Origin of the sequence: Actinomycetospora endophytica (genome assembly GCF_021026375.1) — a bacterium.
Classification (GTDB): domain Bacteria; phylum Actinomycetota; class Actinomycetes; order Mycobacteriales; family Pseudonocardiaceae; genus Actinomycetospora; species Actinomycetospora endophytica.
In genome coordinates, this window is record NZ_JAJNDB010000004.1 from 139,715 (window position 1) to 165,547 (window position 25,833).

General features: G+C 74.5%; 33 protein-coding genes and 1 pseudogene. 11 read left to right on the forward strand and 23 right to left on the reverse strand.

All coding sequences use genetic code 11. The annotated features are described in order from the left end of the window. Positions 1 to 87 precede the first annotated feature (87 nt). On the reverse strand, positions 88 to 1,569 hold the full coding sequence (locus LQ327_RS18825) for an MFS transporter (RefSeq protein WP_230736539.1): 1,482 nt from the start codon (positions 1,567 to 1,569) through the stop codon (positions 88 to 90). Between the two features lie 181 nt (positions 1,570 to 1,750). On the opposite strand from LQ327_RS18825, the gene LQ327_RS18830 reads away from it, so the two are divergent. Further along, on the forward strand, positions 1,751 to 2,218 hold the full coding sequence (locus LQ327_RS18830) for a DUF7144 family membrane protein (protein ID WP_230736541.1): 468 nt from the start codon (positions 1,751 to 1,753) through the stop codon (positions 2,216 to 2,218). A gap of 56 nt (positions 2,219 to 2,274) precedes the next feature. Here the strand turns inward: LQ327_RS18830 and LQ327_RS18835 are convergent, their stop codons facing one another. From LQ327_RS18835 to LQ327_RS18880, 10 genes are all read right to left on the reverse strand, one after another. Then, positions 2,275 to 2,586, reverse strand: a complete 312-nt coding sequence (locus tag LQ327_RS18835) for a hypothetical protein (RefSeq protein ID WP_230736543.1) — start codon at positions 2,584 to 2,586, stop codon at positions 2,275 to 2,277. A gap of 78 nt (positions 2,587 to 2,664) precedes the next feature. Next, positions 2,665 to 3,315 carry a hypothetical protein gene (locus tag LQ327_RS18840; protein WP_230736545.1) on the reverse strand — a complete coding sequence of 217 codons (651 nt, stop codon included), beginning with the start codon at positions 3,313 to 3,315 and terminating at the stop codon, positions 2,665 to 2,667. Beyond that, positions 3,312 to 3,476, reverse strand: a complete 165-nt coding sequence (locus LQ327_RS18845) for a hypothetical protein (RefSeq protein WP_230736546.1) — start codon at positions 3,474 to 3,476, stop codon at positions 3,312 to 3,314. The genes LQ327_RS18840 and LQ327_RS18845 overlap by 4 nt, the downstream gene beginning before the upstream one ends. 68 nt (positions 3,477 to 3,544) lie before the next feature. Beyond that, entirely contained in the window at positions 3,545 to 4,315 is a 771-nt protein-coding gene (locus LQ327_RS18850) for a maleylpyruvate isomerase family mycothiol-dependent enzyme (RefSeq protein WP_230736548.1), read from the reverse strand. Next, positions 4,312 to 5,043 (reverse strand): oxygen-binding di-iron domain-containing protein, encoded by a 732-nt coding sequence (locus tag LQ327_RS18855; RefSeq protein ID WP_230736551.1) that lies wholly within the window; start codon positions 5,041 to 5,043, stop codon positions 4,312 to 4,314. Before LQ327_RS18855 ends, LQ327_RS18850 begins: the two co-directional genes overlap by 4 nt. Positions 5,044 to 5,110: 67 nt before the next feature. Next, positions 5,111 to 8,041, reverse strand: a complete 2,931-nt coding sequence (locus LQ327_RS18860) for a helix-turn-helix transcriptional regulator (protein WP_230736553.1) — start codon at positions 8,039 to 8,041, stop codon at positions 5,111 to 5,113. A 66-nt stretch (positions 8,042 to 8,107) separates the two neighbouring features. After that, positions 8,108 to 8,983, reverse strand: coding sequence for an LLM class flavin-dependent oxidoreductase (locus LQ327_RS18865; protein ID WP_230736555.1), 876 nt, complete (start codon positions 8,981 to 8,983; stop codon positions 8,108 to 8,110). 99 nt (positions 8,984 to 9,082) lie between these two features. Next, complete coding sequence (locus LQ327_RS18870) at positions 9,083 to 9,421, reverse strand: hypothetical protein (protein WP_230736556.1); 339 nt, start codon at positions 9,419 to 9,421, stop codon at positions 9,083 to 9,085. Positions 9,422 to 9,563: 142 nt separating this feature from the next. Next, a complete protein-coding gene (locus tag LQ327_RS18875; RefSeq protein WP_230736559.1) occupies positions 9,564 to 9,935 on the reverse strand; it encodes a hypothetical protein in 372 nt (123 codons plus the stop codon). Further along, complete coding sequence (locus tag LQ327_RS18880) at positions 9,932 to 11,026, reverse strand: AI-2E family transporter (RefSeq protein ID WP_230736560.1); 1,095 nt, start codon at positions 11,024 to 11,026, stop codon at positions 9,932 to 9,934. Before LQ327_RS18880 ends, LQ327_RS18875 begins: the two co-directional genes overlap by 4 nt. A gap of 139 nt (positions 11,027 to 11,165) precedes the next feature. Here LQ327_RS18880 and LQ327_RS18885 point away from each other — a divergent pair, with 139 nt between their 5' ends. After that, positions 11,166 to 11,828, forward strand: a complete 663-nt coding sequence (locus LQ327_RS18885) for a GAP family protein (protein ID WP_230736561.1) — start codon at positions 11,166 to 11,168, stop codon at positions 11,826 to 11,828. Here the strand turns inward: LQ327_RS18885 and LQ327_RS18890 are convergent. Then, positions 11,825 to 12,481 (reverse strand): Crp/Fnr family transcriptional regulator, encoded by a 657-nt coding sequence (locus LQ327_RS18890; RefSeq protein WP_230736562.1) that lies wholly within the window; start codon positions 12,479 to 12,481, stop codon positions 11,825 to 11,827. The genes LQ327_RS18885 and LQ327_RS18890 overlap by 4 nt on opposite strands. Before the next feature lie 132 nt (positions 12,482 to 12,613). Here LQ327_RS18890 and LQ327_RS18895 point away from each other — a divergent pair, with 132 nt between their 5' ends. Next, on the forward strand, positions 12,614 to 13,348 hold the full coding sequence (locus LQ327_RS18895; RefSeq protein WP_230736563.1) for a hypothetical protein: 735 nt from the start codon (positions 12,614 to 12,616) through the stop codon (positions 13,346 to 13,348). Between the two features lie 4 nt (positions 13,349 to 13,352). Here the strand turns inward: LQ327_RS18895 and LQ327_RS18900 are convergent, their stop codons facing one another. From LQ327_RS18900 to LQ327_RS35260, 3 genes and pseudogenes are all read right to left on the reverse strand, one after another. Beyond that, positions 13,353 to 14,240: an SMP-30/gluconolactonase/LRE family protein gene (locus LQ327_RS18900; RefSeq protein ID WP_230736564.1), complete on the reverse strand. Its 888-nt coding sequence runs from the start codon at positions 14,238 to 14,240 to the stop codon at positions 13,353 to 13,355. A 68-nt stretch (positions 14,241 to 14,308) separates the two neighbouring features. Next, a complete protein-coding gene (locus LQ327_RS18905) occupies positions 14,309 to 14,734 on the reverse strand; it encodes a DUF1707 SHOCT-like domain-containing protein (protein ID WP_230736565.1) in 426 nt (141 codons plus the stop codon). A 60-nt stretch (positions 14,735 to 14,794) separates the two neighbouring features. Next, positions 14,795 to 15,588, reverse strand: a pseudogene (locus LQ327_RS35260) (SAM-dependent methyltransferase). Between the two features lie 76 nt (positions 15,589 to 15,664). Here LQ327_RS35260 and LQ327_RS18920 point away from each other — a divergent pair. Then, a complete protein-coding gene (locus LQ327_RS18920) occupies positions 15,665 to 16,276 on the forward strand; it encodes a TetR/AcrR family transcriptional regulator (protein WP_230736568.1) in 612 nt (203 codons plus the stop codon). A 116-nt stretch (positions 16,277 to 16,392) separates the two neighbouring features. Continuing rightward, positions 16,393 to 16,659 carry a 2TM domain-containing protein gene (locus LQ327_RS18925; protein ID WP_230736569.1) on the forward strand — a complete coding sequence of 89 codons (267 nt, stop codon included), beginning with the start codon at positions 16,393 to 16,395 and terminating at the stop codon, positions 16,657 to 16,659. On the opposite strand, the gene LQ327_RS18930 is transcribed toward LQ327_RS18925, so the two are convergent. After that, positions 16,656 to 17,285: a class I SAM-dependent methyltransferase gene (locus tag LQ327_RS18930; RefSeq protein ID WP_230736570.1), complete on the reverse strand. Its 630-nt coding sequence runs from the start codon at positions 17,283 to 17,285 to the stop codon at positions 16,656 to 16,658. The two genes, LQ327_RS18925 and LQ327_RS18930, sit on opposite strands and share 4 nt — an antisense overlap. Before the next feature lie 134 nt (positions 17,286 to 17,419). Between LQ327_RS18930 and LQ327_RS18935 the strand changes: the two genes are divergently transcribed. Next, positions 17,420 to 17,725: an NIPSNAP family protein gene (locus LQ327_RS18935; protein WP_230736571.1), complete on the forward strand. Its 306-nt coding sequence runs from the start codon at positions 17,420 to 17,422 to the stop codon at positions 17,723 to 17,725. Between the two features lie 9 nt (positions 17,726 to 17,734). Here LQ327_RS18935 and LQ327_RS18940 read toward each other — a convergent pair whose 3' ends face one another. From LQ327_RS18940 to LQ327_RS18955, 4 genes are all read right to left on the reverse strand, one after another. After that, entirely contained in the window at positions 17,735 to 17,920 is a 186-nt protein-coding gene (locus LQ327_RS18940; RefSeq protein ID WP_308286352.1) for a CGNR zinc finger domain-containing protein, read from the reverse strand. Positions 17,921 to 18,092: 172 nt separating this feature from the next. Further along, a complete protein-coding gene (locus LQ327_RS18945) occupies positions 18,093 to 18,482 on the reverse strand; it encodes a hypothetical protein (protein ID WP_230736574.1) in 390 nt (129 codons plus the stop codon). Between the two features lie 181 nt (positions 18,483 to 18,663). Further along, positions 18,664 to 19,224, reverse strand: a complete 561-nt coding sequence (locus LQ327_RS18950) for a Clp protease N-terminal domain-containing protein (protein WP_230736576.1) — start codon at positions 19,222 to 19,224, stop codon at positions 18,664 to 18,666. A 12-nt stretch (positions 19,225 to 19,236) separates the two neighbouring features. Further along, positions 19,237 to 19,431, reverse strand: coding sequence for a helix-turn-helix domain-containing protein (locus LQ327_RS18955; RefSeq protein ID WP_269070541.1), 195 nt, complete (start codon positions 19,429 to 19,431; stop codon positions 19,237 to 19,239). Between the two features lie 160 nt (positions 19,432 to 19,591). Here LQ327_RS18955 and LQ327_RS18960 point away from each other — a divergent pair, with 160 nt between their 5' ends. Next, complete coding sequence (locus tag LQ327_RS18960) at positions 19,592 to 19,903, forward strand: tetratricopeptide repeat protein (protein ID WP_230736580.1); 312 nt, start codon at positions 19,592 to 19,594, stop codon at positions 19,901 to 19,903. On the opposite strand, the gene LQ327_RS18965 is transcribed toward LQ327_RS18960, so the two are convergent. Beyond that, positions 19,896 to 21,659, reverse strand: a complete 1,764-nt coding sequence (locus LQ327_RS18965) for an acyl-CoA dehydrogenase (protein WP_230736582.1) — start codon at positions 21,657 to 21,659, stop codon at positions 19,896 to 19,898. The two genes, LQ327_RS18960 and LQ327_RS18965, sit on opposite strands and share 8 nt — an antisense overlap. A gap of 84 nt (positions 21,660 to 21,743) precedes the next feature. Between LQ327_RS18965 and LQ327_RS18970 the strand changes: the two genes are divergently transcribed. The 3 genes from LQ327_RS18970 (at position 21,744) to yidC (ending at position 23,784) form a co-directional block, all read left to right on the forward strand. Continuing rightward, a complete protein-coding gene (locus LQ327_RS18970; protein WP_230736583.1) occupies positions 21,744 to 22,559 on the forward strand; it encodes a histidine phosphatase family protein in 816 nt (271 codons plus the stop codon). 35 nt (positions 22,560 to 22,594) lie between these two features. After that, positions 22,595 to 22,900: a DUF6412 domain-containing protein gene (locus tag LQ327_RS18975; protein ID WP_230736585.1), complete on the forward strand. Its 306-nt coding sequence runs from the start codon at positions 22,595 to 22,597 to the stop codon at positions 22,898 to 22,900. A 116-nt stretch (positions 22,901 to 23,016) separates the two neighbouring features. Next, positions 23,017 to 23,784: a membrane protein insertase YidC gene (yidC, locus tag LQ327_RS18980; RefSeq protein WP_230736587.1), complete on the forward strand. Its 768-nt coding sequence runs from the start codon at positions 23,017 to 23,019 to the stop codon at positions 23,782 to 23,784. A 1-nt stretch (position 23,785) separates the two neighbouring features. Here yidC and LQ327_RS18985 read toward each other — a convergent pair whose 3' ends face one another. Together LQ327_RS18985 and LQ327_RS18990 are read right to left on the reverse strand one after the other, a co-directional pair. Next, on the reverse strand, positions 23,786 to 24,412 hold the full coding sequence (locus LQ327_RS18985; protein ID WP_230736589.1) for a TetR/AcrR family transcriptional regulator: 627 nt from the start codon (positions 24,410 to 24,412) through the stop codon (positions 23,786 to 23,788). Beyond that, positions 24,351 to 25,280: an alpha/beta fold hydrolase gene (locus LQ327_RS18990; protein WP_230736591.1), complete on the reverse strand. Its 930-nt coding sequence runs from the start codon at positions 25,278 to 25,280 to the stop codon at positions 24,351 to 24,353. The genes LQ327_RS18985 and LQ327_RS18990 overlap by 62 nt, the downstream gene beginning before the upstream one ends. Positions 25,281 to 25,399: 119 nt before the next feature. Here LQ327_RS18990 and LQ327_RS18995 point away from each other — a divergent pair, with 119 nt between their 5' ends. Then, complete coding sequence (locus LQ327_RS18995; RefSeq protein WP_230736592.1) at positions 25,400 to 25,831, forward strand: group I truncated hemoglobin; 432 nt, start codon at positions 25,400 to 25,402, stop codon at positions 25,829 to 25,831. The last annotated feature ends 2 nt before the right edge of the window (positions 25,832 to 25,833 follow it).

Below are 25,833 nucleotides of genomic sequence, written 5' to 3' on the forward strand. Positions count from 1 at the left end.
CGCGGCGCTCCGGGCGTCGCCGTCCGATGGACTCTCACCCGGGGCGGGGGCGGCGGACATCACCTGCCCGGGATGAGTCGTGGACCTTCAGGCCCGGGCCGCGACCGGCAGCGTGTGCGCGGTCGAGGCCGCGGCGGCCGCGTAGTCGACGGCGTCCGGCTTCGGCGGGCGCCGCCGGGCGAGGACGGCGAGGGCGATCCCGGCCGCGGAGAAGATCGCGAGGGCGATCGACGCGTGGGACAGCCCCGCGGCGAGGGCGTCGGCGGCGGCGCCCCCGGTGGCCTGCAGACCCACGTTCGTCGAGGCGTAGATGCCGGCGACGACCGCCGTCATCACCGCGCCGCCGACGTAACGGGCCATGTTCGAGATGCCCGACGCGGCGCCCACCTGGTCCACCGTCACCGACGCCGTCGCGATCGACGACGCCGGGCCGTTGGACAGCCCCAGCCCGAGCGCGATCGCGATCAGCGCGGGCAGGAACGCCGGGTACGACCAGGACGGGCTGACCAGGGCGAGCAGGACGAAGCCCGCGGTGAGCAGCACGAAGCCCGCGAGGATGACGGGACGCGCCCCGAAGCGGGACGCCAGCGGGGTGACCGCCGGGGCGACCGCGATGACGAGCGCCGCCACCGGCAGGGTGGCGAGTCCGGCCTGCAGGCTGCTCATCCCGAACACCGCCGGGTCCTGGAAGTACAGGCTCAGCAGGAACCCCACTCCCGCGATGGCGCCCGCCCCGATGAGGATCGCGGCGGTCGAGCCCACGAGCAGCCCGTTGCGCAGCAGCCGCAGATCCACCAGCGGGGCGGCGACGCGGCGCTCGACGGCCACGAAGCCGACCGCGGCGAGGACGGACACCACCAGGCAGGTGATCGTCGGGACCGAGAGCCAGCCCAGCTTCGAGCCGGTGGTCATCGCGAAGACGAACGGGGCGAGGACGGCCGCGACCAGGACCGTCCCGGCGAGGTCGATGGAGCGCGGCCGGTCGGGGTCCCGGGACTCCGGCACCGTGCGCAGCGCCCACGGGACGCAGACCAGGGCGATCGCCGCGTCGATCCAGAACAGCCCCTGCCACCCGGTGGCGTCGTTCAGCACCCCACCGACCAGCGGCCCGGCGGCGGCGCCCGCCGCGGACGCCGCGCCCCACAGCGCCACCGCGCGCATCTGGGCCGCTCCGGTCATCGCGACCGAGAGCAGGCTCAGGCCGGACGCGAGGATCGTCGCGCCCGCCGCGCCCTGGATGATCCGGCCCGCCACGACCATCCCGCCCGTCGTGGCGAGCGCGATCAGCACGCACGAGGCGATGAAGAGCACCAGGCCCCAGACGAACAGCTTCCGGCGGCCGAACACGTCACCGAGTGCCCCCGAGGTGACGATGACGGCGGCGCCCACCAGCAGGTACCCCGTCACCGCCCACTGGAGCAGGTCGAGCGAGGCGTCGAGGTCGATCGAGATCGACGGGAGCAGGATGCTCACCGCCGAGGTGTTGGCGTTGACCACGAAGGTCGAGACACAGCTCGTGCCGAGCACGCCGCCGGTCGCGACACCCGCGGCGGCCCTCGAGGTCGTCATGCCGATCAGCGTCCGAGGCGCCCGCCGGACCCGCATCGTCCATTGCGGATGAGCCGGGCCTCCAGTCATCCGCCGCGGGTGACGCGACCGGGCAGCGGTCGGCCAAGACTTGGCCGCGGCCCCGCCGTCCGGGCGGGGTCGAACGCGGCGCACCCTGCCGCCGAGCGCCGAGGAGACCGACGTGACCGAGACCGGACGTACGCCCGCCATGGGGGCACAGGCGGCCTACATCATGGAGCCGCAGCACTACGGCAGTGACGACCCGGACGACCGGAAGAGCGGCTGGATCTCGTTCGCCGGGATCATGATGATCCTGCTCGGCGCCTTCCAGATCATCGAGGGCCTGGTGGCCCTCTTCCGCCCCGACTACTACCTGGTCGGCAGCCGCGGGCTCGTGGTGTCGCTGTCCTACACCGGCTGGGGCTGGTTCCACCTGATCCTCGGCATCGTCGTGCTCGCCGCGGGGTTCGGGGTGATGGCCGGCGCGGCCTGGGCCCGGGTCGTCGGGGTCGTGCTCGCGCTGCTCAGCGCGATCGCGAACCTGGCGTTCATCGCGGCCTACCCGTTGTGGTCGATCGTCGTGATCCTGGTCGACTGCGCCGTGATCTGGGCGCTGACCAGCGGGTATCCGCGGGTACGGGCCGTCTGACCCCGGGCGCCGGACCCGGGCCCGCGATGCGCGGACCCGGGGCCGTCGCGCGCCCGTCAGGACACCGGCACCCCGGCACCGTCGGTCGAGGTCTGCCGCGGGATCGACGGTGCCGCTCCGGCGGGCAGCGGGTCGCGCCAGGCGCCCAGGCCCGCCGACCTCGCGGTCTGGGCGGCGCCGTAGGCGTGCCGGGCCAGCTGGGCCGGCGTCATCTCGGTGCGCTGCTGCCACCGCCGACCGGCGCCGATCACCGCCGCGCTCACGCACGCGAGCCCGGCCGCGGCGAGCGTGCCGCCGACGCCGGTGAGCACGGCACCGCTCAGGAGCAGGCGGGTGTTGACGGGCCGATCCGACTGGGTCGAGGACATGGGGGCCTCCGGTGGGTGCGGGAGCGACCACCGTCGGCCGGTGCGGGCCACAGGCGCATCACCCGCATCAGATGACCGTCACCGGCGGCGCCACACGCGCCCGAGGCTCGCGAGGCGTGGCGGTCGCGCGGCGTCCTGCCCGAGCCGCCGCGCCTCCCACCGTCCGACCCATGCGGGCATGTGGGCGGCCAGCAGTGCCTCGGCCTCCACGTCCCGGCCGAGGCGGAGGGTGTCGGCCAGCGCGCGGTCGGCGCCGAGGAGCGCGGCGAGGGCGCGCGGCGGCACGTCGGACCGGTGCACCGCGACGCCGTAGCGGCGGGCCAGCGCGGCCCGCTGCTCGGCGGCGATCCCTGGCCCGGTGACGAGGAGCCGCGGGTACCCGCGCGAGGCGCGCCACCCGCGGGTGCCCTCGACGACCTGTCCCCACAGGGCGACCACGCCGAGCACCTCGTGGTCGGACGGCCCCCACTCGAGGACCGCCGGGTCGGCCACGGCGTAGAGCCCGCACGGGCAGGTGTCGCCGGGCGGGGTGTGGCTGCGCGACCCGCACGAGGCGATCAACGGCCGGGCGGCGGGCCACGGGGTGCCCGCGAGCGGCGCGATCAGTTCGGTGCGCCGCTGCGCCCGTCGGCCCACCCGCCACGTCCGCCAGCCCAGGACGGCGTCGGGGACGTCCGGGACGCCCGCGGCCGTGGTGTCGGCGGCCCCGTCGCGAGCCGGGACGGTCACGGGTGGTCGGACCGCCCGCTCGTCGTCGGGATCGCGTCCTGTTCGGCGGCGACGGGCTCGCGCTCGAGAGCCGACGGCTCGTGCACCGACTCGGCCTCGCCGGGTACGGGCGAGCCGGCCGGCTCGGCGGTGAAGCGCCGGCGGACGGGACCGATCTCCATGGGAGGTCACGCTGCCACGTCGGGGGTCGCCGGACCAGCGTCCGTGGCCGACGGATCGGCCCCCGAGATCAGAACGGGACCTCCTGGGCGAGCAGGCCCTCACCCGGCAGCCGGCCCGCGAGGGTCCGGCAGAACCCGACGGCGTCGAGGGTGAGCTCCGGCCCGTCGTCGCCGTGGGTGAACTCGCCGCCGGCCGGCCCGGTCAGGTGCAGCCGGAACGGCTGCCCGTGCCGCCGGGCCCATTCCGCGACGACGTCGGCGACGATGCGGCCGTCGTGGTCGGACGTGAGCTCGAGCGGCCGTCCCGTCGCCGTCGCGACGTCGACGCGGTGCATCCAGGTGTCGCGGGTGAGGATCACGTCGAGGAGGAACGCGAACCGCCAGGTCTCGGTGGTGCCGTCGTGCAGCTCGTTGGGCAGCGGCATCCGGCGCAGCAGCCGCCTGCTCCCGCGCCACCGTGCCTGGGACGGTCCGGCCGCGCCCATCCGGCTGATCAGCTCGCCGGTCGTGAGCGACGCGTTCGCCCGCACCTGGCGGGCCGTCAGGGTGTCGATGAACGTCGTCCCGCGCTGCTGGGCGCGGCCTGCGCCGATCATCGTCCGGGCCATGACCGGCAGGCCCGTGAACGTCTCGGTCATGCCGAGGACGTGGCCGGCCAGCGCCCGCACGTCCCACTCGGAGCAGTCCGTTCCGAGCCCCCATTCCGGGGGCCGCAGGTCGCGGAGCAGGGCCACCATCCGGGAGGTCTCGGCGCGGGCGAGCTCCACGGTCTCCGGGCGCTCGAGCGGCCGGAGCTCCCCGACCCGCGTCACGACGGGATCGTCCTCCCGCGCGCTCACACCGCGCTCCCGACGGCCAGCCGGGCCTCGTAGGCGTCGGCGAGATCGCGCAGCGCGCCCGCGCAGTCACCGGCGAACGCCGGACCGTGCATGAGCGCGAGGGTGCGGGGCTCGAGGTCGGCCAGGCGGCGCAGCGTCGGCGCGGTCGAGGCGGTCAGGGCGGTCGCCCCGAACATGTCCTCGGTCGCCATCGCCGGCCCGATCAGGTCGGCGTCGTGGACCATGGCGGGCCCGTCGCCGAGCTGGGTGAACAGGTCGCCGCAGAACAGGGTGCGGGTGGTCTCGTCGAAGAGCACCTGCGCGTCCCACCCGTGTGGCACGTGCGGGGTCAGCAGGGCCCGCATGTGGTGCCCGCCCAGCTCGTAGGTCCCGTCGTCGATCATGTTCCGCGGCGGCCGGTCGGCCAGGTCGGCGACCGAGACCTGGCACCCGAGCTCGTTGAACACCACCTCCGCACCGGGCACGGCGTCGAGCCAGGAGTTCATGGCGCCGCACTCGTCGGACTCGACGTGGCCGAAGGAGAGCCACCGCAGCCGCTCGATCGGCAGGACCTTCCCGACCGCCTCCGCGACCAGCGGGAACATCCGCCGGGGACCGAGGTGGAAGAGCAGAGGCTCGTCGGCGTCGATCAGGTACTGGTTGAAGGTCAGGCCGCCGGGAGCGGCCTCGGGGACACACGTCGAGAGGCGATGGACGCCCTCGGCGATCTCGTGGACCGATGTCTGCATGTGACGAGCGTGGGTCCGGCGGGCGCCGGGCGGATCGGGCCGGGCACCCCCAATCAACACCGGGCCGTCACCCATCCACGACGCCGTGGGTCCGGGCGAGGTCCCCCAGGGCCCCGCGGTTCCGGACCCCGGTCCGGTCGAACAGGCTGCTCAGGTGGCGCTCGACGGTCTTCGTCGAGAGCTGCAGCGACGCCCCGATCTCCCGGGTCGACCGGCCCTGCGCGACCAGGCGCAGCACGTCGAGCTCCCGCCCGGTGACCCCGAGCGCCCGCAACCCGACGGGGACGTCCGACGTCCCGGGACCGCGGCGCGGCACCGGCGCCCCGGTGGCACCGAGCAGCGCCCGGCAGCGTCGCGCGGTGCGCTCGTGGCCGCTCGCGGTGAAGAACGCCTCGCACTCCCGCAGCCACGTGGCCGGCTCGCCCCAGCCGTCGCGGGCGGCGGCCCGCGCGACGAGGAGCTGTTGGGCGTGGACGAGGCCGGAGCCCAGCGGGGCGGTCCGGAGGCCGGCGTGCGCGGGGGCCATCAGCGCGGCGGCCCCGTCGGCGTCGCCCCGCCGGCCCCGGGCGATCGCCTCGACGACGTCGAGGGCCTGCGTGAACAGCGGCACCCCGAGCGCCGGGGCCGTCTCGGCGAACTCGGCGCGGGCCGCGGCACCGAGGTCGTCGTCGGAGATCGCGTGCACCGTCACCCACAGCGCCCGGCCGGGGTAGATCGACTTCCGGGGCGGGGCGACACGGACGTGCTCCATCATCGTGTCGAGCACCCCGGGCAGGGCGTCCAGGTCGTCGGCCACGAACGCCCGCGTCGCCAGCACCCGGCCGTAGAGATCGCCGAGGATGCGGGGGTCGTGCGGATCGCGGGCCAGGGCGTCGTCGACGGACGCCTGCATGGCCGCGTCGTCACCGGCGAGTGCATACGCGCCGGCGAGCCAGAGGTGGGCGACCGGCCCGGTGGCGAGCCCGTACCGCTCGCTCGCCGCGGCGCAGGAGCGGGCGGCGGTCAGGGCCCCCTCGCGGTCGAAGTTCGACAGCGCGACGTCGGCGAGGCTGAGGTCCATCACCGCCGTGGTGATCAGCGCGCCGTACCGCTGGGCCAGATCGCGGGTTTCCCGCAGCGGCGCGAGCTCGCCGCGTCCCCACCGGGCCAGCGCGATCTCCTGCCGGGCCCGCAGGTGCCGGTCCGCCAGCCCGTGGCGCTCGGCCACGTCGGAGGCCCGCTGCAGCCAGGGGATCGCGGCGTCGGGCCCCCGGGCGGCGGCCACCCGCCCCAGCACCTCGAGGGCCTCGCACTCGACGGCGGGCTGGGCGGTGTCGGCCGCCGCGTCGACCGCGGCGCGGGCCAGGGCGGCGGCGTCGCCCGGCCGGTCGTCGTCCAGCGCGACGTGGGCGGCCACCGCGTCGATCCGGGCTCCGAGCGCCTCGTCGAGGTCGCCGGCGGAGGCGGTCCGGGCGGCGTCGACCTGCGCGACGGCGGCCGCGGTGTCGCCCGCGGCGAGCGCGGCCCGCGTGAGCACGACGAGGAGGTCGGCCCGCCGGTCGGGATCGTCGGCGAGCAGACCCGCCAGCTCGTGCCCGACGGCGAGCGCATCGCCGGGCTTCCCGGCAGCCACCAGGACATGGAGCAGCATCTCGTCGGCGGCCAGCGCCACCGGACTGTCGTCCGGCGCGAGCCGGCGGGCGCGCCGGGCCGTCGCCTCCGCGGTGACCAGGGCGCCGGAGCTCAGCGCGCGCCGGGCGCTCTCGACGAGGCGGTCGGCGGCCTCCTCCGGGGCGCCCGCGGCCTCGGCGAGCTCGGCCGCCTGCTCGCAGACGGCGCCGGACAGGCCGGGATGCGCCCGCTCGATCGCGGGCCAGGCCCGTCGGGACAGGTGCATCCGGTCGGGCGGGAGGACCTCGGCGAGCACCGCCTCGCGGGTCAGGGCGTGGCGGAAGGCGAACCCGGTGCCCTCGACCTCGATGAGCTGCTCGGCGAGCGCGGCCCGCAGCCCGTCGACCACGTCGCGGCCGTCGACCTCGGCGATCCCCGGCAGCAGCTGCCAGTCGAAGCGCCGTCCCAGCAACGCGGCGGCGTCGACCACCCGCCGCGTCGTCGGGTCGAGCGCGGCCAGCCGCCGCCGGATCGACTCGCGCAGGCTCCCGGGCACGGTCGGGACCAGCTCGCCGCTGCTGGACCAGCGGCCGTCGTCGAACGCGAGGGTGCCCGAGGCGACGAGCCCCGCGAGGAGCTCCTCGACGAGGAACGGGATGCCCTCGCTGTGGGTGCGGACGAAAGCCTCCAGCCCCGACGGTGCCGCGACCGTGTGCAGGCAGGCGGACACCATCCGGTCGACGTCGTCGGGTGGCAGGGCGGACACCGGGATCGTCGAGTCCGGGTCCCGCCGGGTGAGCCGCTCGACGAGGCCGGACGCGGCACCGTCGGGCCGGGCGGTGGCGAGACACAGCACGGGGGAGTCGTGCAGCGCGTCGGCGAGATGGTCCACGGCGTCGAGGGTCTCCGGGTCGGACCAGTGCAGGTCCTCGAGGACGAGCAGGCAGCCCCGATCCCGGCCGAGCACGGTGAGCAGCCGCGCCACGCCCTCGCCGAGCAGGACCGGCGAGTCGTCGAGGCCGGTGGACGCGGTGTGCCAGGCGGGCACCAGCCGCCCCAGATGACCGTGGAAGCCCGCGAGCTCGGGGGAGTCGAGAGCGACGCCGGTGCGCGACGCCGCGAGCAGCGCCTCGGCGAGCGGCCGGTAGGCGACCGGGTGGGCACCGGGCACGGCCCGGCCGGACAGCACCGTCGCGCCCACGTCCCGCGCGGCCGTTGTTGCCTCGCGGACCAGCCGGGACTTCCCTGCTCCGGCGTCCCCGACGAGGACGACCACCCCGCCCGTGCCTGCCGCGGTCGCCGCGAGCCGACGGCGCAGGACGGCGGCCTCGGCGTCGCGCCCGATGAGCTCCGCGCAGACGAGCGACGGCCCGGCGGGCACGAACGACGTCCGACCCTCGTGCGGCACGTCGACCATCGGACCCCCACCCACCGACGGGGGTGGAGTCTAGCCCGGTCGGGCCGGATTCCCGTCTCAGCGCGACGGGGCGATGACCTCGTCGGCGACCCAGCGCGCGACGTCGGCGGGCCACGGTGCGGGAAGCCCGAGGACGACGTGGGTGAAGCCGCCGTCGAGGGCCTCGGCGATCGCCTTGCGCGTGGAGCCGGGGTCCTCGTAGGAGACACCCAGGTGGATCGAGCGGGTGATCGCGGCCGGGTCGCGTCCGATCTCGGCGCAGTAGCGGTCCAGCATCGCGCTGCGGGCGACGACGTCGTCGATGTCCCCGCCGGGGATGTTCCACAGGTCGGCGTGCTCGGCGACGATCCGCAGCGTCGCGGCCGCGCGGCCGCCGATCATGATCGGCGGGTGCGGGCGCTGGACCGGCTTGGGGTTCCCGAACGCGCCCGAGAGCTGCACCTGGGAGCCGGCGAAGTCGAAGGGCTCGTCCTCGGTCCAGAGGCGCTTGATCACCGTGCACGCCTCGGCGAGGCCGGCCACGGCGTCCGCGGTGTCGAGGTAGGGGAGACCGTGCGCCTCGTACTCGCGGCGGGCGATCGGGTGGCTGGGGCGGGAGCCGACGCCGATCCCGAGGTCGAGCCGCCCGTCGGACACGATGTCGACGGTCGTGGCGATCTTGGCGAGCACGGCCGGCGGCCGGAAGCGGTTGCTGGTCACGAGGACGCCGACCCGCAGCCGCCGGGTCTGCGCGGCGAGGGCCGAGAGCAGCGTCCAGCCCTCGAAGATGGGGCCGTCCGGGGCGCCGAAGATCGGCAGCAGGTGGTCGAACAGCCAGGCGTGCTCGATCTCCGGGACGGTGTCGGCCTCCCGCCAGACCCGCTGGAGGTCGGGGTAGTCGACCTGCTGCGGGGCGGTGGCGATCCCGAAGCTGGGGGCGGGGGTGTGCGACATGGCGGTGTCGCCTCTCTCGGGCGTATCTAGCGGAACCTTGTTCCGAAAAAGATACGGAACAGGGTTCCGCTAGGCAAGCGCCGACCCCCGCGGGACCGCTCAGTTGTGGGCGGCGATCGGGTTGCTGCAGCTGCCGGTGTTCGCGCTCGAGTTGCCGCCGCCGCCGTGTGAGTCGCCGGCCTTCGAGAGGATCGGCAGGTTCAGCCCGAGGTCCTGCAGCGGCACCTGGACGCCCGCGGCGTTGACCGGGACGTCGTTGCCGCACAGGTCGCCGGTGGTGTTGGGGGCGAAACCGCTGACGTTGACCAGCCCCTCCTGGACCGTCTTCCCGTGGCCGCCGTCGCCGCCGTGCTCGGTGGCCATGGCCATGCCGGCGGTGGAGACCAGGCCGGTCGAGATCATCGCCGTGGCGAGGACGGTCTTGCGCAGGGTCGCCATGAGTGGCGGGTCCTTCCTGGGGGGAGCTCGGCCGCCCGGATCAGGCGCGGACGACCGTTGGATGACGTGTCGACAACACCGGCGGCCGTGCTCCGGTCACGGGGTGGGGCGCGCGTTCATCGCTTCGGGTGACGGCCCGGGGTCATCCGATCGCGAGTTCGACGCAGTCGGCCCCGCACGCGCCCCCGCCCGCCACGTCGTGGTCGTTGCCCGGACCGCGCCGGTGCAGGACGGCCCGTTCGGGCCGGACGAGGCACCCGTCGTCGTCGGGGATCCCCGGGCCGTCGACGATCAGCGTGTGGTCGTCGGGGTCGCCGGTGGACCAGACGACGGTGACCGCGCTGCCGGCCGTCAGGTTCGCCCGGGTGCGGCGCCCGACGTCGGCGATCTCGACGATGCCGCCGTGCCCGACGACGGCGGTCGTCGGCGCGACGTGGGCCCGCCCGTCGGCGCCGACGGTCACCACGTAGACCGAGCAGCCCGCGGGCACGGCCTGGGACAGCGGGCGGGTCACGCCTGCTCACCCTGCCCGCTCGCGGCGGCCGGCGGAACCGCCCGGGCGGCGAGCATCGACGACACCCACGACACCCTCGGATGCGCGTCGACCAGCAGCGCCTTGACCAGCAGCGTCAACGGCACCGCCAGCACCGCGCCGAGCGGCCCGAGCATCCACGCCCAGAACCCGAGCGACAGGAACACCACCGTCAGCGAGAGCCCGACCGCGTCGCCGATGTAGCGGGGCTGCACCAACGAGCAGAGCACGAAGTTGACGACGACGTAGATGACGACCACGAGCACGAACCGCGTCCAGCCGCCCTCGAGCAGGGCCAGCACCGCCGGCGGGACGATCCCGATGAAGAACCCGACGTACGGGATGTAGTTGGTGATGAACGCCAGCACGCCCCACAGCAGGGCCAGCGGTATCCCGAGGGCCAGCAGGGCGACGGTGTCCACGACCGCGGTGAGCAGACCGAAGATCGTCGTGACGACGAGGAAGCGCCGGGTGTTGACGGCGAACGCCTCCAGGGCGGCCGCGGTGGCCGGCCGCGCCTCGGCGAGGACCGCGAGCTTGGCGCGGAAGCCGCCGGACTCGATGGTCAGGAACAGCATCACCGACAGCAGGAACACCACGTTCCCGGTGAGCCCGACGACCCCGCCCAGCACGGTCGCCAGCACGCCCGCGACGCGCCCGAGGTCGAGCGAGGCGGCGATCTCGGCGAGCGGTACCGGCCCGATGCCGTGCTCGCGCAGCAGGGCGAACACCGAGCCCAGCAGCTCGTAGGCCTCCGCGCGATACCCCGGGAGCAGGGTGATCAGGCGCGCCACCGACGCGACGATCCCGCCCGCCAGCACGACGATCACCGCGTAGACCAGCACCAGCAGCACCAGGCCGGCCGCCCAGCGGGGGAGCCCGCGTCGGTGCAGCCAGCCGTGGACGGGCCGCACCGTGATCACGACGACGAGCGCGAGCATGACGGGGGCGATCAGCCACCCCACCGCCCGCACCCCGGTCGCCAGGATCACCGCGGCCGCGCCGCCGACGAGCAGCACCACGATCGACCCCGTGCCGCCGCGCCGTGGCGCCGGGTCCGCTGCGGAAGTCACCACTGCACCCCTCTCGAGAGCCCCCACCAGAACCCCCGAGCGGTGTGCCGGGTCGCTACCTTATCGCCGGACGAGACGATGATCGACGGATTCCGGCCTCGCCCGGGTCGTCGTCACCGAGGATCGCCGGGAGGCCGGGATGAGCACGGAGGCCGCGCTGCTCGGCGTCATCAGCGCCTTCCGCGCGACCCCGTTGGCCGTGATCTACGGCCTGCTGCTCGCCCCGAGGCCGGCGCGGCTGCTCCTCGCCTACACCCTCGCCGGCCTTTTCGTGAGCCTGGCGGTCGGGATCGCGGTGGTGGCGGGCTTCCACGAGAGCGCGCCGAGCCGGGACGCCGGCACGACGCGCATGGTGATCGACCTCGTGCTCGGCGTCGTCGCGCTGGGCTACGCGGCGGGACGTGCCGCGGGCCGTTTCGCGGGCGACCCGACGAGCTCGCGGGACCCGCTCGGGGGAGCGCTCGGCGCCCGGTTGCGCCGGCCCTCGACGCTGGTCGCCGGGGCGGCGGGCGGGCTGACCAACCTCCCGGGCCTGTTCTACATCGCGGGCCTCGTCGCGATCCTGCAGACCGAGCCGAGCGGGCCGAACGGCGTCGTGCAGGTCCTGATCTACAACGTGCTGCGGTTCGCGGTGCCCCTCGCCGCCCTGGTCGCGGCCTCGGTGAACCCGGCCCGGACCCGGGAGCTGACCGACGCGCTGCACGCGTGGGGCACCCGGCACAGCGGTCGGCTCGTGGTGGGCGTGTGCGCGGTCGCCGGTCTGTTCCTCGCCGTGAAGGGGCTGACCGGCCTGCTGGGCTAGAACCCGGCGGACCCGCGGTGGGCCAGCCCGGCCGCATCGAGCACCACGATGCGCCCGCGCCGCAGTTCGAGCAGGCCGTCGGCGGCGACCGAGCGCAGCACCCGGTTCACGGTCGCGCGGCTGGCTCCGGCGAGCGAGGCCAGCTCGTCCTGGGTCAGCGGGATCTGGGTGGGCGCCGCGCCGGAGCGGTACTGGCGCTCGAGGTCGGTCAGCCGCCGCAGCACCCGGGTCTCGACCGGCAGGTGCAGCGCCTCCACGAGCAGGCCGGACAGGCGCCGGACGTCCGCGGCGAGCGTCTGCAGGACGAACGCGTCGGCGCCGGCGTTGGTCCGCCGCAGCCGGTGGAACGTCTCGGCGGTGAACGACCACGCCTCGGTGGCCTCCAGCGCGATCACCGATGCACTGCGCCGCGCGCCGCTCTCGATCAGGGCGAGCTCCCCGACGACCTCGCCCGGACCGACCACCGCGAACGTCACCGAGTCGCCCAGCGGCGTCGCGGCGCGCACCGCCATCCGTCCGACGTCGACCAGCAGGAACGTGTCCGCCGGATCGCCCTCGTGGAACACCACCTCCCGGGGCGCGAACCGCCGCCGGCGTCCGCTGGCGAGCACCTGGCGCCGGTCCTCGGCCGACATGCCCGCGAGCAGCTCCACGGAGCGGAACAGTAGTCGGGACGAACTGTCGCGGGGGTGACAGACGCACCGTCACCGGCGGGACGGACATCCCGGCGGACCGGGGCGATTCTTCACGGGTCGATGCCGACCGATCCCCGGAGCGTGAGTCCCATGACCGTCACCAGCCCCACCACCCCCGGCGCCCGCCACCAGCTCGCCCCCGAGACGTCAGCGGAGTCCGGCACCGAGTCGTCCCCACCGGGCCGGGTGTACCCCCTGGCCGCGAGGGGTGCCGCGATCGTGCTGCCGCTCGGGGCGGTCCTCGCCGCGGTGAGCACGGTGTTCGACCCGCACTCGACCGAGCCCGAGCCGCGCGGCATGTACGTCGCCTACGGCGCCGACCCCGCGGGCGCCGATGTCGCGGCGACGGTGCTGCACTACGGGTTCCTCTCCCTCGCCGTCGGGCTGCTGCTCGCCGGGTTGGCGCTCACGTCCCGACGGGGCCGGGCTCTCGCCGTGGTCGGTGGGTTCCTGGGCTTCCTCGGCTTCGCGAACCTGTCCGGCGCCGTGACCGAGGACTGGTTCGACGCGCAGATGGCCGCCGCGCTCGGTCCGGACACCGCGATGGCGCTCAGTCAGAAGGCACTCGCGATGCCGGCGCTGACCGCGGGCTGGATGGTCCCGATGATGCTCGGCTTCTCGCTCGGCCCGGTGCTGCTCGTCGCCGGCCTGGCCCGCGCGCGGGTGGTGCGCTGGTGGGTGCTGGTCCTGCCGGTGGCCTGCACGGTCATGTTCACCGTCGGCGACGGGCTCGGCCCGGTCGGCTTCCTCGCCACGCTCGCCGCGTGGGCGGTCTTCGGCCTGATCCTCGGGCGGGCGTTCTGGACGGCGCCCGCCCGGGACTGAGGGCTCAGGCGGCCGGGACCTCGACGGTCGTGGCCAACAGGGCGCCCTCGCGGGCCGCGCGACGGTTGTGCTCCAGGAAGTCCGGCGCCGCGCACAGGTAGAGCGTCCGGCCGTCGGAGCCGCCGAGCCCGCACGCGAACACGCCGGTGCCGGGGGAGACCTCGTCGACGATCTCGCCGCCCTCCCGGACCCGCAGGGCCCGGCCGCCGAGGGCGTCGGCGATCCAGAGGCAGCCCTCGGCATCGAGCGTGCACCCGTCGGGCGCGACCGACAGCTCGGCGAGGGCCTTCTCCTGAGCGGTCTCGGTGGGCACCGGGCCGAACGACGCCCACGTCCGGCGCCGGCCCAGCCCGCCGTCGTCGGCGATGTCGAACGCGGAGACGCGGTTGCCCAGGGTCTCGTCGACGAGCAGCGTCTTCCCGCCCCCGGTCACGACGCTGCCGTTCGGGAACCACAGGTCGCTCGCCGCCAGATGGACGCTGCCGTCGGGGTCGACCCGGTGGAGCGCGGTCGTCGCGATGGCTGCCCCGCCCATGAGGTCGAAGCCGAAGTTCCCCACCCAGGCCCGGCCGGTCGTGTCCACGACCATGTCGTTGAGCTGCGAGGACACAACGTGGGACAGATCGGCGTGGGTGGCCAGCGTGCCGTCCGCCTCCCGGCGCAGGATCCGCTGGTCGCGCTGCGAGACGACGAGCAGCCGGCCGTCGGGCAGCCAGCCCAGGCCCGAGGGCTGCTGCTCGACCTCGGCCTCGGTGCGCAGGTCGCCGCCGTCCTCGGTGACCGAGAGGACGCGCGCGGTGTAGAAGTCGACGAACCAGAGGCGCCCGTCGTGCCATCGCGGGCACTCGGTGAAGGTCAGCCCGTCGATCACGGTCCTGATGTCGCGGCTCATCCCGGCCTCCGGTGTCGTCGGGGCCACCCCGGTGCGGCCCGGGGCACCCTAACGTCGGGGTCGGGCCGTCAGAACCGGCGCGGTCCGAAGCGCCCGGCGAGCAGGAACACGATCGGGAAGAACGCCAGGCCGGCGGGCTGACCGCCCACCACGACGAGCAGCACGATGCCGATCACGGCCAGCAGCGGCAGGAGCGCCATCGCGGTGTGACGGTGGCCCAGCGGATGGCGGTCGGGTGCCTTCTCGGGGACCGCCGGCGGGCCCGCGGCCGGGGAGAACTCCGGGTGCGGCGCCGGGAGATCGGTGAACAGTTCCTCGAGCTCGTGGCGGTGGGTCGCGGTCCCGGCCACCCCGGAGCGCTCGCCGTACTCGGTCACGTCGAGGCGGCCGGCCTCGAAGTGGGTGTCGAGTGCGCGCATGGCCGCCGCCCGCTCCTCGTGGCCGACCCGGAGATCCGGGGGCTCGGCCGGTACCCGGCCCGCGTCCTCACTCATCACCCCATGGTGCGCCTTCCGCGGCGAAGCGGTGGTGAGAAGCGGGCCGTGGGATGCGGATCAGCCCGGCACGATCCCGGCCGCGCCGTAGACGCCGACCGGGGCCGCCGCCCCCGGCGCGGGCCACTCGGCGACGTCCACGAGCCCCGGCGGCACCAGGTCGAGCCCGGCGAAGAACGCGGCCAGCTCGGCGCGGGTGCGCAGGGTGAGCTCGGTGGCGCTCCCGCGCATCGCCTCGGCGACGCCGTGCAGTGCCGCCGCGAGGGCCGGGTCGTCCTGGTCCTCGCTGTTGTGGCTCATCGCGACGACGCTGCCCGGTGCGAGCGCGTCGCGGTAGCGCCCGACCAGCGCGGCGGCGTCGTCGGTCACGAAGTGCAGGAGCGCCACCATGAGCACCCCGATCGGCCGCGCGAGATCGAGCAGGCCGGCGACCCCGGGGCGGCGAACACCGACTCCGGGTCGCGGACGTCGGCCCGGGTCACGGTGACCGAGGGCAGGTCGGCGGTGATCTCCTGGGCGTGCGCGACCGCGACCGGCTCGAAGTCGACGTAGGCGATCCGCACGCCCGGGTCGATCGCGTGGGCGATCTCGTGGACGTTCCCGACCGTCGGGACCCCGGAGCCCAGGTCGAGGAACTGGTCGATGCCGCGCTCGAGGCACCAGCGCACGACCGACCCGAGGAACGCGCGGTTCGCCTGGGCCGAGCGCGTGATGTCGGGGTAGGCGGCCATGGTGCGGGCCGCCTGCTCGCGGTCCACGGCGAAGTTGTGCGATCCGCCGAGGATGTAGTCGTAGATCCGGGCGGCGTTCGCCCGCTCGAAATCGATCCCGGCCTCCAGGAAGTCGTCCCCCACGGCGCAACGCTAGCGACGACGTCCGCGCCGCTCCCGCCCCCGTAGAGTGACACCCCGGTCACATCGGGAGGTGTGCGTGCCCGGAGGTCCGGCGCGGCGAGGCCGCTACCACCACGGCGACCTCGCGGCGACGCTCGTCGACGCGGGCCTTGCGCAGCTCGCGGAGACCGGGGTCGCGGCGTTCTCGGTGTCCGAGGTGGCGCGCCGGGTCGGCGTCAGCACGGCCGCGCCCTACCGGCACTTCGCCGACCGCGACCGCTTCCTGGCCGCCGTCGTCACCCGGGCCGCCGACGCGCTCGCCGCCGGGATCGCCCGCGCGCTCGACGAGGCCGGGCCGGACCCGCGGGAGCGGCTCGCCGCGGCGGCCGGGGCGTACACCGAGACGGTGTCCGTGCACCGCGTCGGCTTCGACGTGATCTTCGCGCCCGGGCTGCGGGAGCTGCGCGACGAGGAGCTGGCGCGCGCGGGGCGCGAGCTGACCGGCCTGCTGTTTCCTCCGGCGCTCGACCTGGCCGGTCCCGACGGGGCGCTGCGGCTGGTCGAGCAGGTCGTCGTGCTCGCGCACGGGTACGCGACGCTCGACGCCGACGGGTTCCTCTCGTCCGACCGCGTCACCGACGAACCCACGGCGGTGCGGGCCCGTCGGGCGGCAGCCGCGCTCATCGACGGTGCCGTCGGGCGTGGTTGACCCAGCGTCACCGTCCGCTGGTTCGTGGTTGCCCCGGAAGCACCAGGACGACCGTTGAATCGCGTGGCAGTGCTCACTTACAGTCGCACCATCGACCCTCGACGAGACGAGGACACATGGCCGACGACGACCCACGCGCCGACGCCATCGGACGGCTCAAGCACCGGCAGAGCTTCCAGCAGAACGCACTCATCTTCGCCGGCGTGGCGGTGCTGCTCGTCGTGATCTGGGCGATCAGCGGCGCCGGGTACTTCTGGCCGGTGTTCCCGATCGTCGGCCTGGCGATCGCGCTCGGCGCCCAGGCCTTCCAGCTCTACGGGCAGCGGCCGATCTCCGAGGACGACATCCAGCGCGAGATGCGGCGGCGGCCGACCGACGCCTAGGCCACGTGCCGGATCCGGGCCACGACGGCGGGCAGGTCGACCAGGTCGCCGACCGCCTGGCCGGTCGCGGCGGCGTGGTCGGGGTTCGTGACCCGTCCGCGGTAGGTCGACTCCACCAGGCTCTCCATGCGCCACGACGGCCCGGTGAAGGCGCCGGTGATCGCGTCGTCGTCGATCTGCGGGCCGAATCCGGGGCCGCGGGTCGACAGTGCGAGGACCACGACCTGTCCGCCGGGGACGACGGCGCCCGTCAGCGCCTCGGCGTAGCGGGCCCGGTCCTCGGCGTCGAAGACGTGGAACAGCGCGCTGTCGAGCACCGTGGCGTACCGCCCGAGCTCACCCGGGTCCATGGCGTCCGCGACGGCGAACTCCGCGGGCACCCCGGCGGCCTCCGCCCGGGCGCGCGCCCGCTCGACGGCGGCCGGGGCGGAGTCCGCGCCGAGCACGCGGTACCCGAGGCGGCTGAGCAGGATCGTGTGCTCGCCCGTGCCGCAGCCGAGGTCCAGGACCGGCCCGGTGATCCCGCCGGCCCGCTCCAGTTCCACGACGGCGGGTTGCGGCTCGCCGATCACCCACGGCGGCTCACCGGTGCGGTAGAACTCCTCGAACCTGTTCGGCGAGGTCATGGTGTCCCCCGGCTACTCGAAGTGAATGTTCTGTCCTGATTGGCGAATGGTGTTCGGCCATCAGAGCGAGCGATGCTGCCGATCACTGGGGCGAGCGTGACATTCTGTCATGTCCAGCGACAGAGGAGTCGTCCATGAGCGTCGTCATCACGGTCAAGTTCCCCGTCAGTGCGGACACGATGGAGCGGGTCGTCACCGCGAACGCCGACACGATGCAGGCCATCGCCGCCGACGGTCGGCGTCACGGGACCATCCACCACCAGTTCACCGCCGACCCGGACGGGAATGCGGTGGTGATCGACGAATGGCCGGACGAGGATTCCTTCCACCGCTTCTTCGACGCGCAGGACGACATCAAGAAGGTCATGGCGGAGGCCGGCGTGACGGGTCCGCCCGAGGTCACCGTGTACCGCACCCTCGACACGCCGGACCGTTTCTGACCCCGGAGGTCATTCGGCCGCGGTGGCGCGGCTGCGATGCGCGCGCACGCGGCGGCGCACCCCGCAGATCGCGGCCGAGCACCACCGGCGCCGCCCGCTGACGTCGTCGAAGAGCATGCCGCAGTCGTGGTCGTCGCAGGTCCGCAGGCGCGCGGCCGTCGGTCCGGCGAGGTGCTCCGCGGCCTGGCGCGCGATCCGGCCGAGCGCGGCCGTCGTCGTCGGCGGTCGGTGGTGTGGCGGGGCTGCACCAGGCCGCGGTGGCCGGGGTCGCCCTGGCCGCGGTCGGGGTGGGGCTGGTGAGTCGTTCCGAGCGCCGGGCATGACGAAGGGCGCCCCCCTGGTCGGGGGCGCCCTCGTCGTGTCGGGGTCAGACCGACGCGGCCTCCGGGGTCGGCGTGACCTCGAGCTGGTGCACGACGCGCTCCGTGGTCACCTCGTGGGCGACCAGGTCGGCGACGCCGAGCACGACCGCGGCCACCGCGCCGGCCACGATCAGCCAGCTCAGCGTGGCCCCGGTGAAGACCAGGGTCGCGACGAGCGACCAGATGCCCACCGCGGCGAGCAGGCCGTGGGTGAGGTATCCGGTGGCGTGGTGGTCGAGGATGACGCCGAGACCGCCCAGGGCGATCAGGCCGATGAAGATCCCGAAGGCGATCCAGGTCGATACCGGTGCGGCGAACGCGAAGACGGCGGTCGACAGGAAGGCTCCGGCGATCAGCGCGGTGGTGTCGATCGCGAAACGGCTGGTGAGTGCCATGACGGGCGCTCCTCTCATCGATGTGATGTCGAGAAGCGAGTCGGGCGAGGCGCGGCTCGGGAGGCCGGGTCGTGCTCTGCGGCTCGCCGACGGTGTCCGGGGGCACTGCCTCCGTCGCCGTCATACGGATCAAACACCCGACGGTCGTGGCCTGTGCCGTTCTGTGGGTCACACCCCGCGGTCAGCCGGCGGCGCGCCCCGGTCCCTCCAGCTCGGCCCGGACGCCGGCCAGGGTGAGCCCGCGGGCGCGCAGGAGATCGCCCGCCGCACCGGTCTGCGGATGCAGGAAGCCGAGCAGCAGGTGCTCGGTGCCGACGTGGCCGTCGCCCCGGCGGATCGCCTCGCGCAGGGCGAGCTCGAGAGTCTTCTTGGCGTCGGCGGTGAACCGCAGGTGGCCCCACGCCCGACGGCGGGCGCGGCGGCCGGCCGCGCGGGTGCCCTCCAGGGCGCCCGGCCCGAAGGTCTCCTCCACGCGGCGGCGGATCTCGTCGAGGTCGATGCCGAGGTCGGCGAGCGCCTCGGCGTCGGGGAGACGTGACGCCGCTCCCGCCGTGCGGGCGGCGGTCCGGGCGTCGTCGCCGGTGATCCCGTGCGCGGCGAGCAGCGTCGCGGCCGGGCCGTCGGTCTCGCACGCCCCGACGAGCATGTGGATCGACCCCACCTCCTCGGCGCCGAGCATGCGGGCATGCTCCTGGGCGAGCACCACCACGGCGCGGGCGGGCTGGGTGAATCGTTCGAACACGGGCATGTCCCCTCAGATCAGTCCCCGGTGCTTCTTGTGCACCGCCTGCCGGCTGACGCCGAGGGCGTCGGCGATCTGCTGCCAGGACCAGCCCAGTCGTCGGGCCCGCCCCACCTGCAGCTCCTCGAGTGATTCGGTGAGCGTCCGCAGGGACGCCACCGCCGCCAGTCCGACCGCCGGGTCCGTCGAGGACGCCGACGTCGCCATCGCCACAGCATCAGCCACGAGTGTCAACCTAGGCTGACAGGCTTGACGGTGTCAACCTGCATTGACACGCGCGGGCAGGTGAGGGGCACGCGGAATCAAGAGTCCGGCCGCGACGTTGACACCGTCACAGTTGAAGCGACAACTGAAGAGGGAGGACCCGATGACCACCGACCGCCGCTGGGACGTGGCCACGTACCACGCCGAGCTGGGGCAGTGGATCGAGGCGGCGCAGGTGCTGGTCGACCTCGTCGACGAGGAGCTCGACGCCTCGGCTGCCCGCCTCCTGCTCGCCCGCGCCTACTTCCACTCCGCCCAGCTCGGGCGCGCGGAGGAGCAGGCCCGCGCGCTCGTCGAGGCCAACCCGGCCGACGGGTACGCCCAGCTGCTGCTCGGCCGCGCACTGTCGAGGCAGAGCCGGCACGACGAGGCCGCCGCCCCGCTGAAGCTGGCCGCCGCCCTCGGGGTCAGCTGACCGTCCAGTCGAGGGTCGTGGTGTCGAGCGAGTCCAGCAGGTCGAACTGCGGGCCCGTCCGCGGCAGCTCGAAGCGGAAGAAGTACCGGGCGGCGGCGCGCTTGCCCTCGGCGAACGCGCCGCCGCCGTCGGCCCCGTCGCGGGCGTCGACCGCGAGGAGCTGCTCGAGCCAGATCCACGCCACGACGACGTGCCCGACCGCCTCCAGGTAGACGCTCGCGTTGGCCAGCGTGACGTCGGGATCGCCGGCCGCGTGCAGCGTCGTCGTGGTCTTCTCGACCCGGACCAGCGCCGACTCCAGCGCGGCGGCGTACTCCGGATAGGCATCGGCGCGCCCCACGGTCGCGCGGATCGTCGCGAGCAGCAGCTCCAGCCCGGCGCCGCCGCGCATCACCGCCTTGCGCCCGAGCAGGTCGATGGCCTGGATGCCGTGGGTGCCCTCGTGGATCGGGTTGAGCCGGTTGTCCCGGTAGAACTGCTCGACCGGGAAGTCGCGCGTGTAGCCCGACCCGCCGAGCACCTGGATCGCGAGGTCGTTCGCGGTGAGGCACCACTGCGACGGCCAGCTCTTGGCGATCGGGGTGAGGACGTCGAGCAGGAGCGCGGCTCGGGCCCGATCGTCGTCGGAAGGAGCGGTGTCCTTCTCGTCGACCAGCCGCGAGCAGTAGAGCCCGAGCGCCATCCCGGCCTCGGCGTAGGCCTTCTGCGCGAGCAGCATCCGCTTGACGTCGGGGTGCTCGGCGATCGGGATCATCGGGGTGGTGACGTCCCGCCCGCCGACCGGACGGCCCTGCGTGCGAGTGCGCGCGTACTCGAGCGAGTGCAGGTAGCCGGTGACGCCCAGCGCGGCCGCGCCCATCCCGACCCCGACCCGCGCCTCGTTCATCATGTGGAACATCGCCGCGAGCCCGCCGTGCTCGGCGCCGACGAGCCACCCGACGGCGCCGCCGGATTCCCCGAAGTTGAGCAGCGTGTTGACGGTTCCCCGGTAGCCCATCTTGTGGTTCACGCCCGCGAGCACGACGTCGTTGCGCGCGCCGTCGGAGAGGAACCGCGGCACCGCGATCAGGCTGATGCCCTTCACCCCGGCCGGACCGCCGGGGATCTTCGCGAGGACCAGGTGGACGATGTTCGGGGTCAGCTCGTGCTCGCCGCCGGAGATCCACATCTTGGTCCCGACGACGCGGTAGGTCCCGTCGGGCTGCGGCTCGGCCCGCGTCGTGATGTCGGCCAGCGACGACCCCGCCTGCGGCTCGGAGAGGCACATCGTCCCGGAGGCGCGGCCGTCGAGCATCGGCGGCACCCACGCCTCGATCTGCTCGGGCGTGCCGTGGGCGAGCAGCAGGTTGGCCGCGCCCGTCGTCAGGAACGGGTAGGACGCGGTCCCGATGTTCGCGGCCTGGAACCACGCCAGGGCCGCCCGCGCGACGGTGAACGGCAGGCCCGTCCCGCCCTGCTCGGCCGGGACCGACGCGCCGATGAAGCCGGCCCCGGCGAACGCGGCGATCGCCTCGCGCACGCCGTCGACGACGACCACATGACCGTCCGGGCCGACGTGCGGCTCGGCGACGTCGGCCGCCCGGTTGTGCGGGGCGAACCGCTCGGTGGCGATCTGCTCGGCCAGCTCGAGGACGGCGTCGACGGTGTCGCGGTCGTGCTCGGCGAACTCCGGACGGCCGAGGAGATCGTCCACCCCGAGCCAGTCGTGGAGCAGGAAGTCCAGGTCGGCGCGAGAGAGGATCCGCTGCTCGGTCACCTCCCCAGGGTGGCACGGTCGCCGTTCCCCGCCGGGCAACAGAGCACTGGAACGCCCGGGACCTCACGCGGCAGGCTGAGCGGCGTGGCCGGACCCGATGGACCCGAGACGCGCGTCGTGCTCCTGCGGCACGGGGAGACCCACGGCTACTTCGACGACGTCGGGCTCACCGACCTCGGCGAGTCCCAGGCGCGCGAGGCGGGGCGGGCGCTCGGGAAGGATCTCGCCGCGACGACGGCGCCCGGGGAGCGGGTCCGCCTCCCGCACGCACCGACCGCCCGCGGGACCGCCACGGCCGTCACCCTCCGCGCGAGCCTGGTCGCGACCCTCGACGAGGAGCTCGGCGACGGGCACGGCATCGTCGTCGGCGACCTCGAGCCCGACGCGCACTTCGACAGCCTGCAGTTCCTGTACGACGGCGAGGCCCGCGAGTCCTCCGTCGTCGCGGCCCGCCGCCTCGCGCTCGACCCCGACCGGCCCGCCCCGGACTGGGCACGCGAGTACGACCGCTTCGACGCCAACTACGGCGAGGCCTCCAAGACCGGCGGCCCGATCGACCGGTGGCTGACGACCACGACGCGGTACTTCGAGCCGCCGCAGATCGCGGTCTACCGGCTGTGGGCGGGTATCCAGGTGCTCGCGGCGGAGCCCGAACGCGGCCGGGTCGCGGTGGTCAGCTCGCACTCCGGGCCGATGCGCGCCTTCGCCGCGGCCGCGATCGGCCACGATCCCGGGGAGCCCGCGAACCTCGAACAGGTCGACGTGCGCGTCGCCGGCGACACCGCGACGGTCGGCTTCCGCGAGCACCGGGTCGCCGTCGTGCTGCCCACCGTGATCCCCCCGTGGATCGACCCGGCCTACCTGCACGGCAACCGGAACGCGCAGCAGAACGGGCGGTGACCGGTAGCCTCGCGGTCGCGGGAGGTGAGCGTCCGATGATCGTCACGAGGTCCTCGGCCCTGCTCGCGTGCCTCCTGGCCCTCCCGACGCTGCTCGGCGTCCTCCCCGGGCTGGTCACCGGACCCGACCCGGCCGCCGTCGTGGGAGCCGTCCTCGCCCTGACCGTCGCGGCGGTCGCCGTGGCCGCGGTCGCCGTCTCCGTCGCGGACCCGGCCGCGCGGGCCGTCGTCGGGATCAGTGGCCGGCAGGCCCGGGAGCAGGGGCGCCGGGGCGCGTTCCGTCGTCAGACGGCGCCCACCACCGACGGCCGCCCCCGGCCGAGAGCACCCGGGCGGGCCTGACCCGCGCCGACGTCCCCCTCTGTACAGGGCCGGCGCGGGCTGCTGCCCGTCCAGCAGCCGTGCCGCGGTGACGCCTACCCGTGCGCGGCTCCCTCCGGCCCGATCCGAGGTCACCCGTGCTCGCCTGGTTCCACCTGCCCGTCTCCTATCTCCTCGCCGCCTGGCACGAGGCCGCCGCGCTGCTCACCGGACCCGCTTCCGGTCTCGGCTGGGCGCTCGCCGTCGTCGGGCTCGTCGTCACCGTCCGCGCGATCCTGCTCTGGCCCGCGGTCGCGCAGATGCGCACCGGCCGGGCCGTGGCCCGCCTGCAGCCGGAGCTCGCCGCGCTGCGCGAGCGCCATCGCGACGACCCGATGGCCCTCGCCCGGGCCACCACCGACCTGCAGCGCGCCCACGGCGTCCGTCCGTTCGCCACGCTCGGACCGCTGCTCCTGCAGATCCCGATCATGCTCGGCGCGGTCGGCGTGCTGCACGGCTTCGTGCCCGGGGCGACGTCGAACGGCCTCTTCGGCGCCGCCGACGTCGCGTCGTTCCTGCACGCCCGCCTCGGCGGGGCCGGCCTGGTGCAGACGGTCCTCGGCGGTGACGTCCAGGGCTTCGCGATCCTCGGCCACTGGTCGTTCTCGCCCGCGGTGCTCGCGGTGGCGGCCCCGGTCGCACTGGTCGCGGCTCTGGCGACGCACCTGACGGCGCGGCTGGCGCGACGACGTCAGGCGCCCGACGGCTCCGGTCTCGCGACCGCGATCGGGATGTGGCTGATCCCGGTCGGCACGGTGCTGGGGGCGCTGGTGCTGCCGCTGGTCACGGAGGTCTACGTGCTGGCCCACAGCGTCTGGACGCTGGGCCAGCAGTACCTCGTCGGGCGGTACCTGGACGCCCACTGAGTCAGGTGAGGCCCATGGTCCGGGCGGCCATCCCGGCGAGCGCCGGCTCGACTGCGGCCCGCGCCGCGGCGGGGTCGTCGGCCGCGGCGATCGTCAGGGCGGCCTCGATGACCGAGGCGAACAGCAGCGGGGCGAGGACGGAGGCCGGCGCGGGCAGGGCGACCCCGGCCTGCCCGGCCGCCTCGAGCCGGTCGACGATCACCCCGAGCGCGTAGGCGTTCTCGATCTCCCGCCAGGTCTGCCAGCCGAGGACCGCGGGCGCCTCGACGAGCCCGATGCGACGCACCTCGGGGCGCTCGCAGATGTCGAGGAACCAGCCGACCGCGCCGACCAGCGCGACGATCGGGTCCTCGACGGTGTCGAGCCGGCCGACGAGCTCGTCGCGCAGGTCGGCCTCCATCCGCTCGTAGACCGCGCGGAAGAGGTCCTGCTTGTTGGCGAAGTGGTGGTAGAGCGCGCCGCGGGTGACCCCGGCCGCCGTCACCAGCTCCTCGGCCGAGACACCGTCCACCCCGCGCTCGGCGAAGAGTGTCCGGCCGGCCTCGAGCAGCGCCTCGCGGGTCGTCTCACGACGCTGGGCCTGGCTGCGTCGCGCGGCTCGGGTCCCGTCGGGCGGCTGGCTCGTCACGCACGAACTCCCGGATCAGCTCGGCCAGGCGGTCGGGTCGATCCTGCGGCACGAAGCAGAAGCTGTCCTCGACGGGGGCGATCCGCGCGTTCGGCAGGCGCGCGGCGATGCGGTGGGCGAGCGAGATCGGGAACACCCGGTCCTCGACCGCCCAGGCCAGGAGTACCGGGAGATCGACCTCGCCGAACCGGTCCGCCGCGGCGAGCGTGTGGCGGCGGTCGACCCCGCGCAGGAACCGGCCGGCGTCGGCCCGGATGCGCCGATCGGTGGCGGTCGGGGTCATCCAGCGGCGCAGCCGGTCGTCGCCCAGCGGGTGCTTCGCGAGCGCGGAGAACCCGACCGGGAGCCGGTTGATCGCCGGGAAGCGAGCCGCGGGTTTCGCGAACGACGCCAGCGCCCCGGGAATGTGCGCGAGCAGCGGCAGGAAGGCGAACCGCGGCGGGAAGAAGGCCTCGAACGAGTCCGACGGGGTCAGCACCACTCGACCGACGCGCTCCCGGGGCGTCGTCGCCAGCAGGATCTGGACCAGCCCGCCACCCGTGTCGTTGCCGACCACCGTCACGTCGTGCAGGTCGAGTGTCCCGAGGAACTCGTCGATCACCGCGGCGACCCCGGGTGGACTGAGATCCATGTGCGGCACGGGGACGCGGTGGGCGCCGAGCGGCCAGGTCGGCGTGATGCAGCGCAGGCCGGCGTCGACCAGCACCGGCACGACGCGTGCCCACAGCGTGGCGTCCACCAGCGCGCCGTGGACGAACACGACGACGGGCCCTGACCCGGCGTCGTGATAGCGGATCGTCCCGTCGCGCAGGGCGACCTCGCGTTCCGGTCCGAGCTCGTCGTCGTCGGCGTTCATATCGACATACATACAGTACGTATGTCGATGCCTCAACGGATGCACAACTCCGTCGCGCGCCATTGACCGCTGGGTGTGCGCGCCGTCACAGTGGGTCCAGATCACCACCACGGCGGAGGGCGAGCACCACCATGAGCGGCGAATCCCTGTACGAGCGTCTGGGCGGCACCTACGCGATCGCGGGGGCGGTGGACGTCCTCGTCGACCGGCTCTTCGTGAACGCGGAGGTGAACGCGAACGAGGGGGTGCACGCCCACCACGGCGACCCGGCGAACGCGCCCGGCTACAAGTTCCTGGTCACCGCGTGGTCGATCGAGGCCGCCGGTGGGCCGAAGTGCTATCCCGGCCTCAGCATGGTCGAGGCGCACGACACGCTGGCGATCACGAACGACCAGTTCGACTCGGTCGCCTACGAGATTCGCGGGACGCTCAAGTACCTGGGGGTCCCGACCGCGGAGCAGGACGAGTTCATGGAGATCATCGAGCACTACCGTCCGGAGGTCATCGAGCAGACCCCGGTCGCCCAGGAGGGGACGCTGGAGCCCGCGGTGGCGCAGGCCTGACG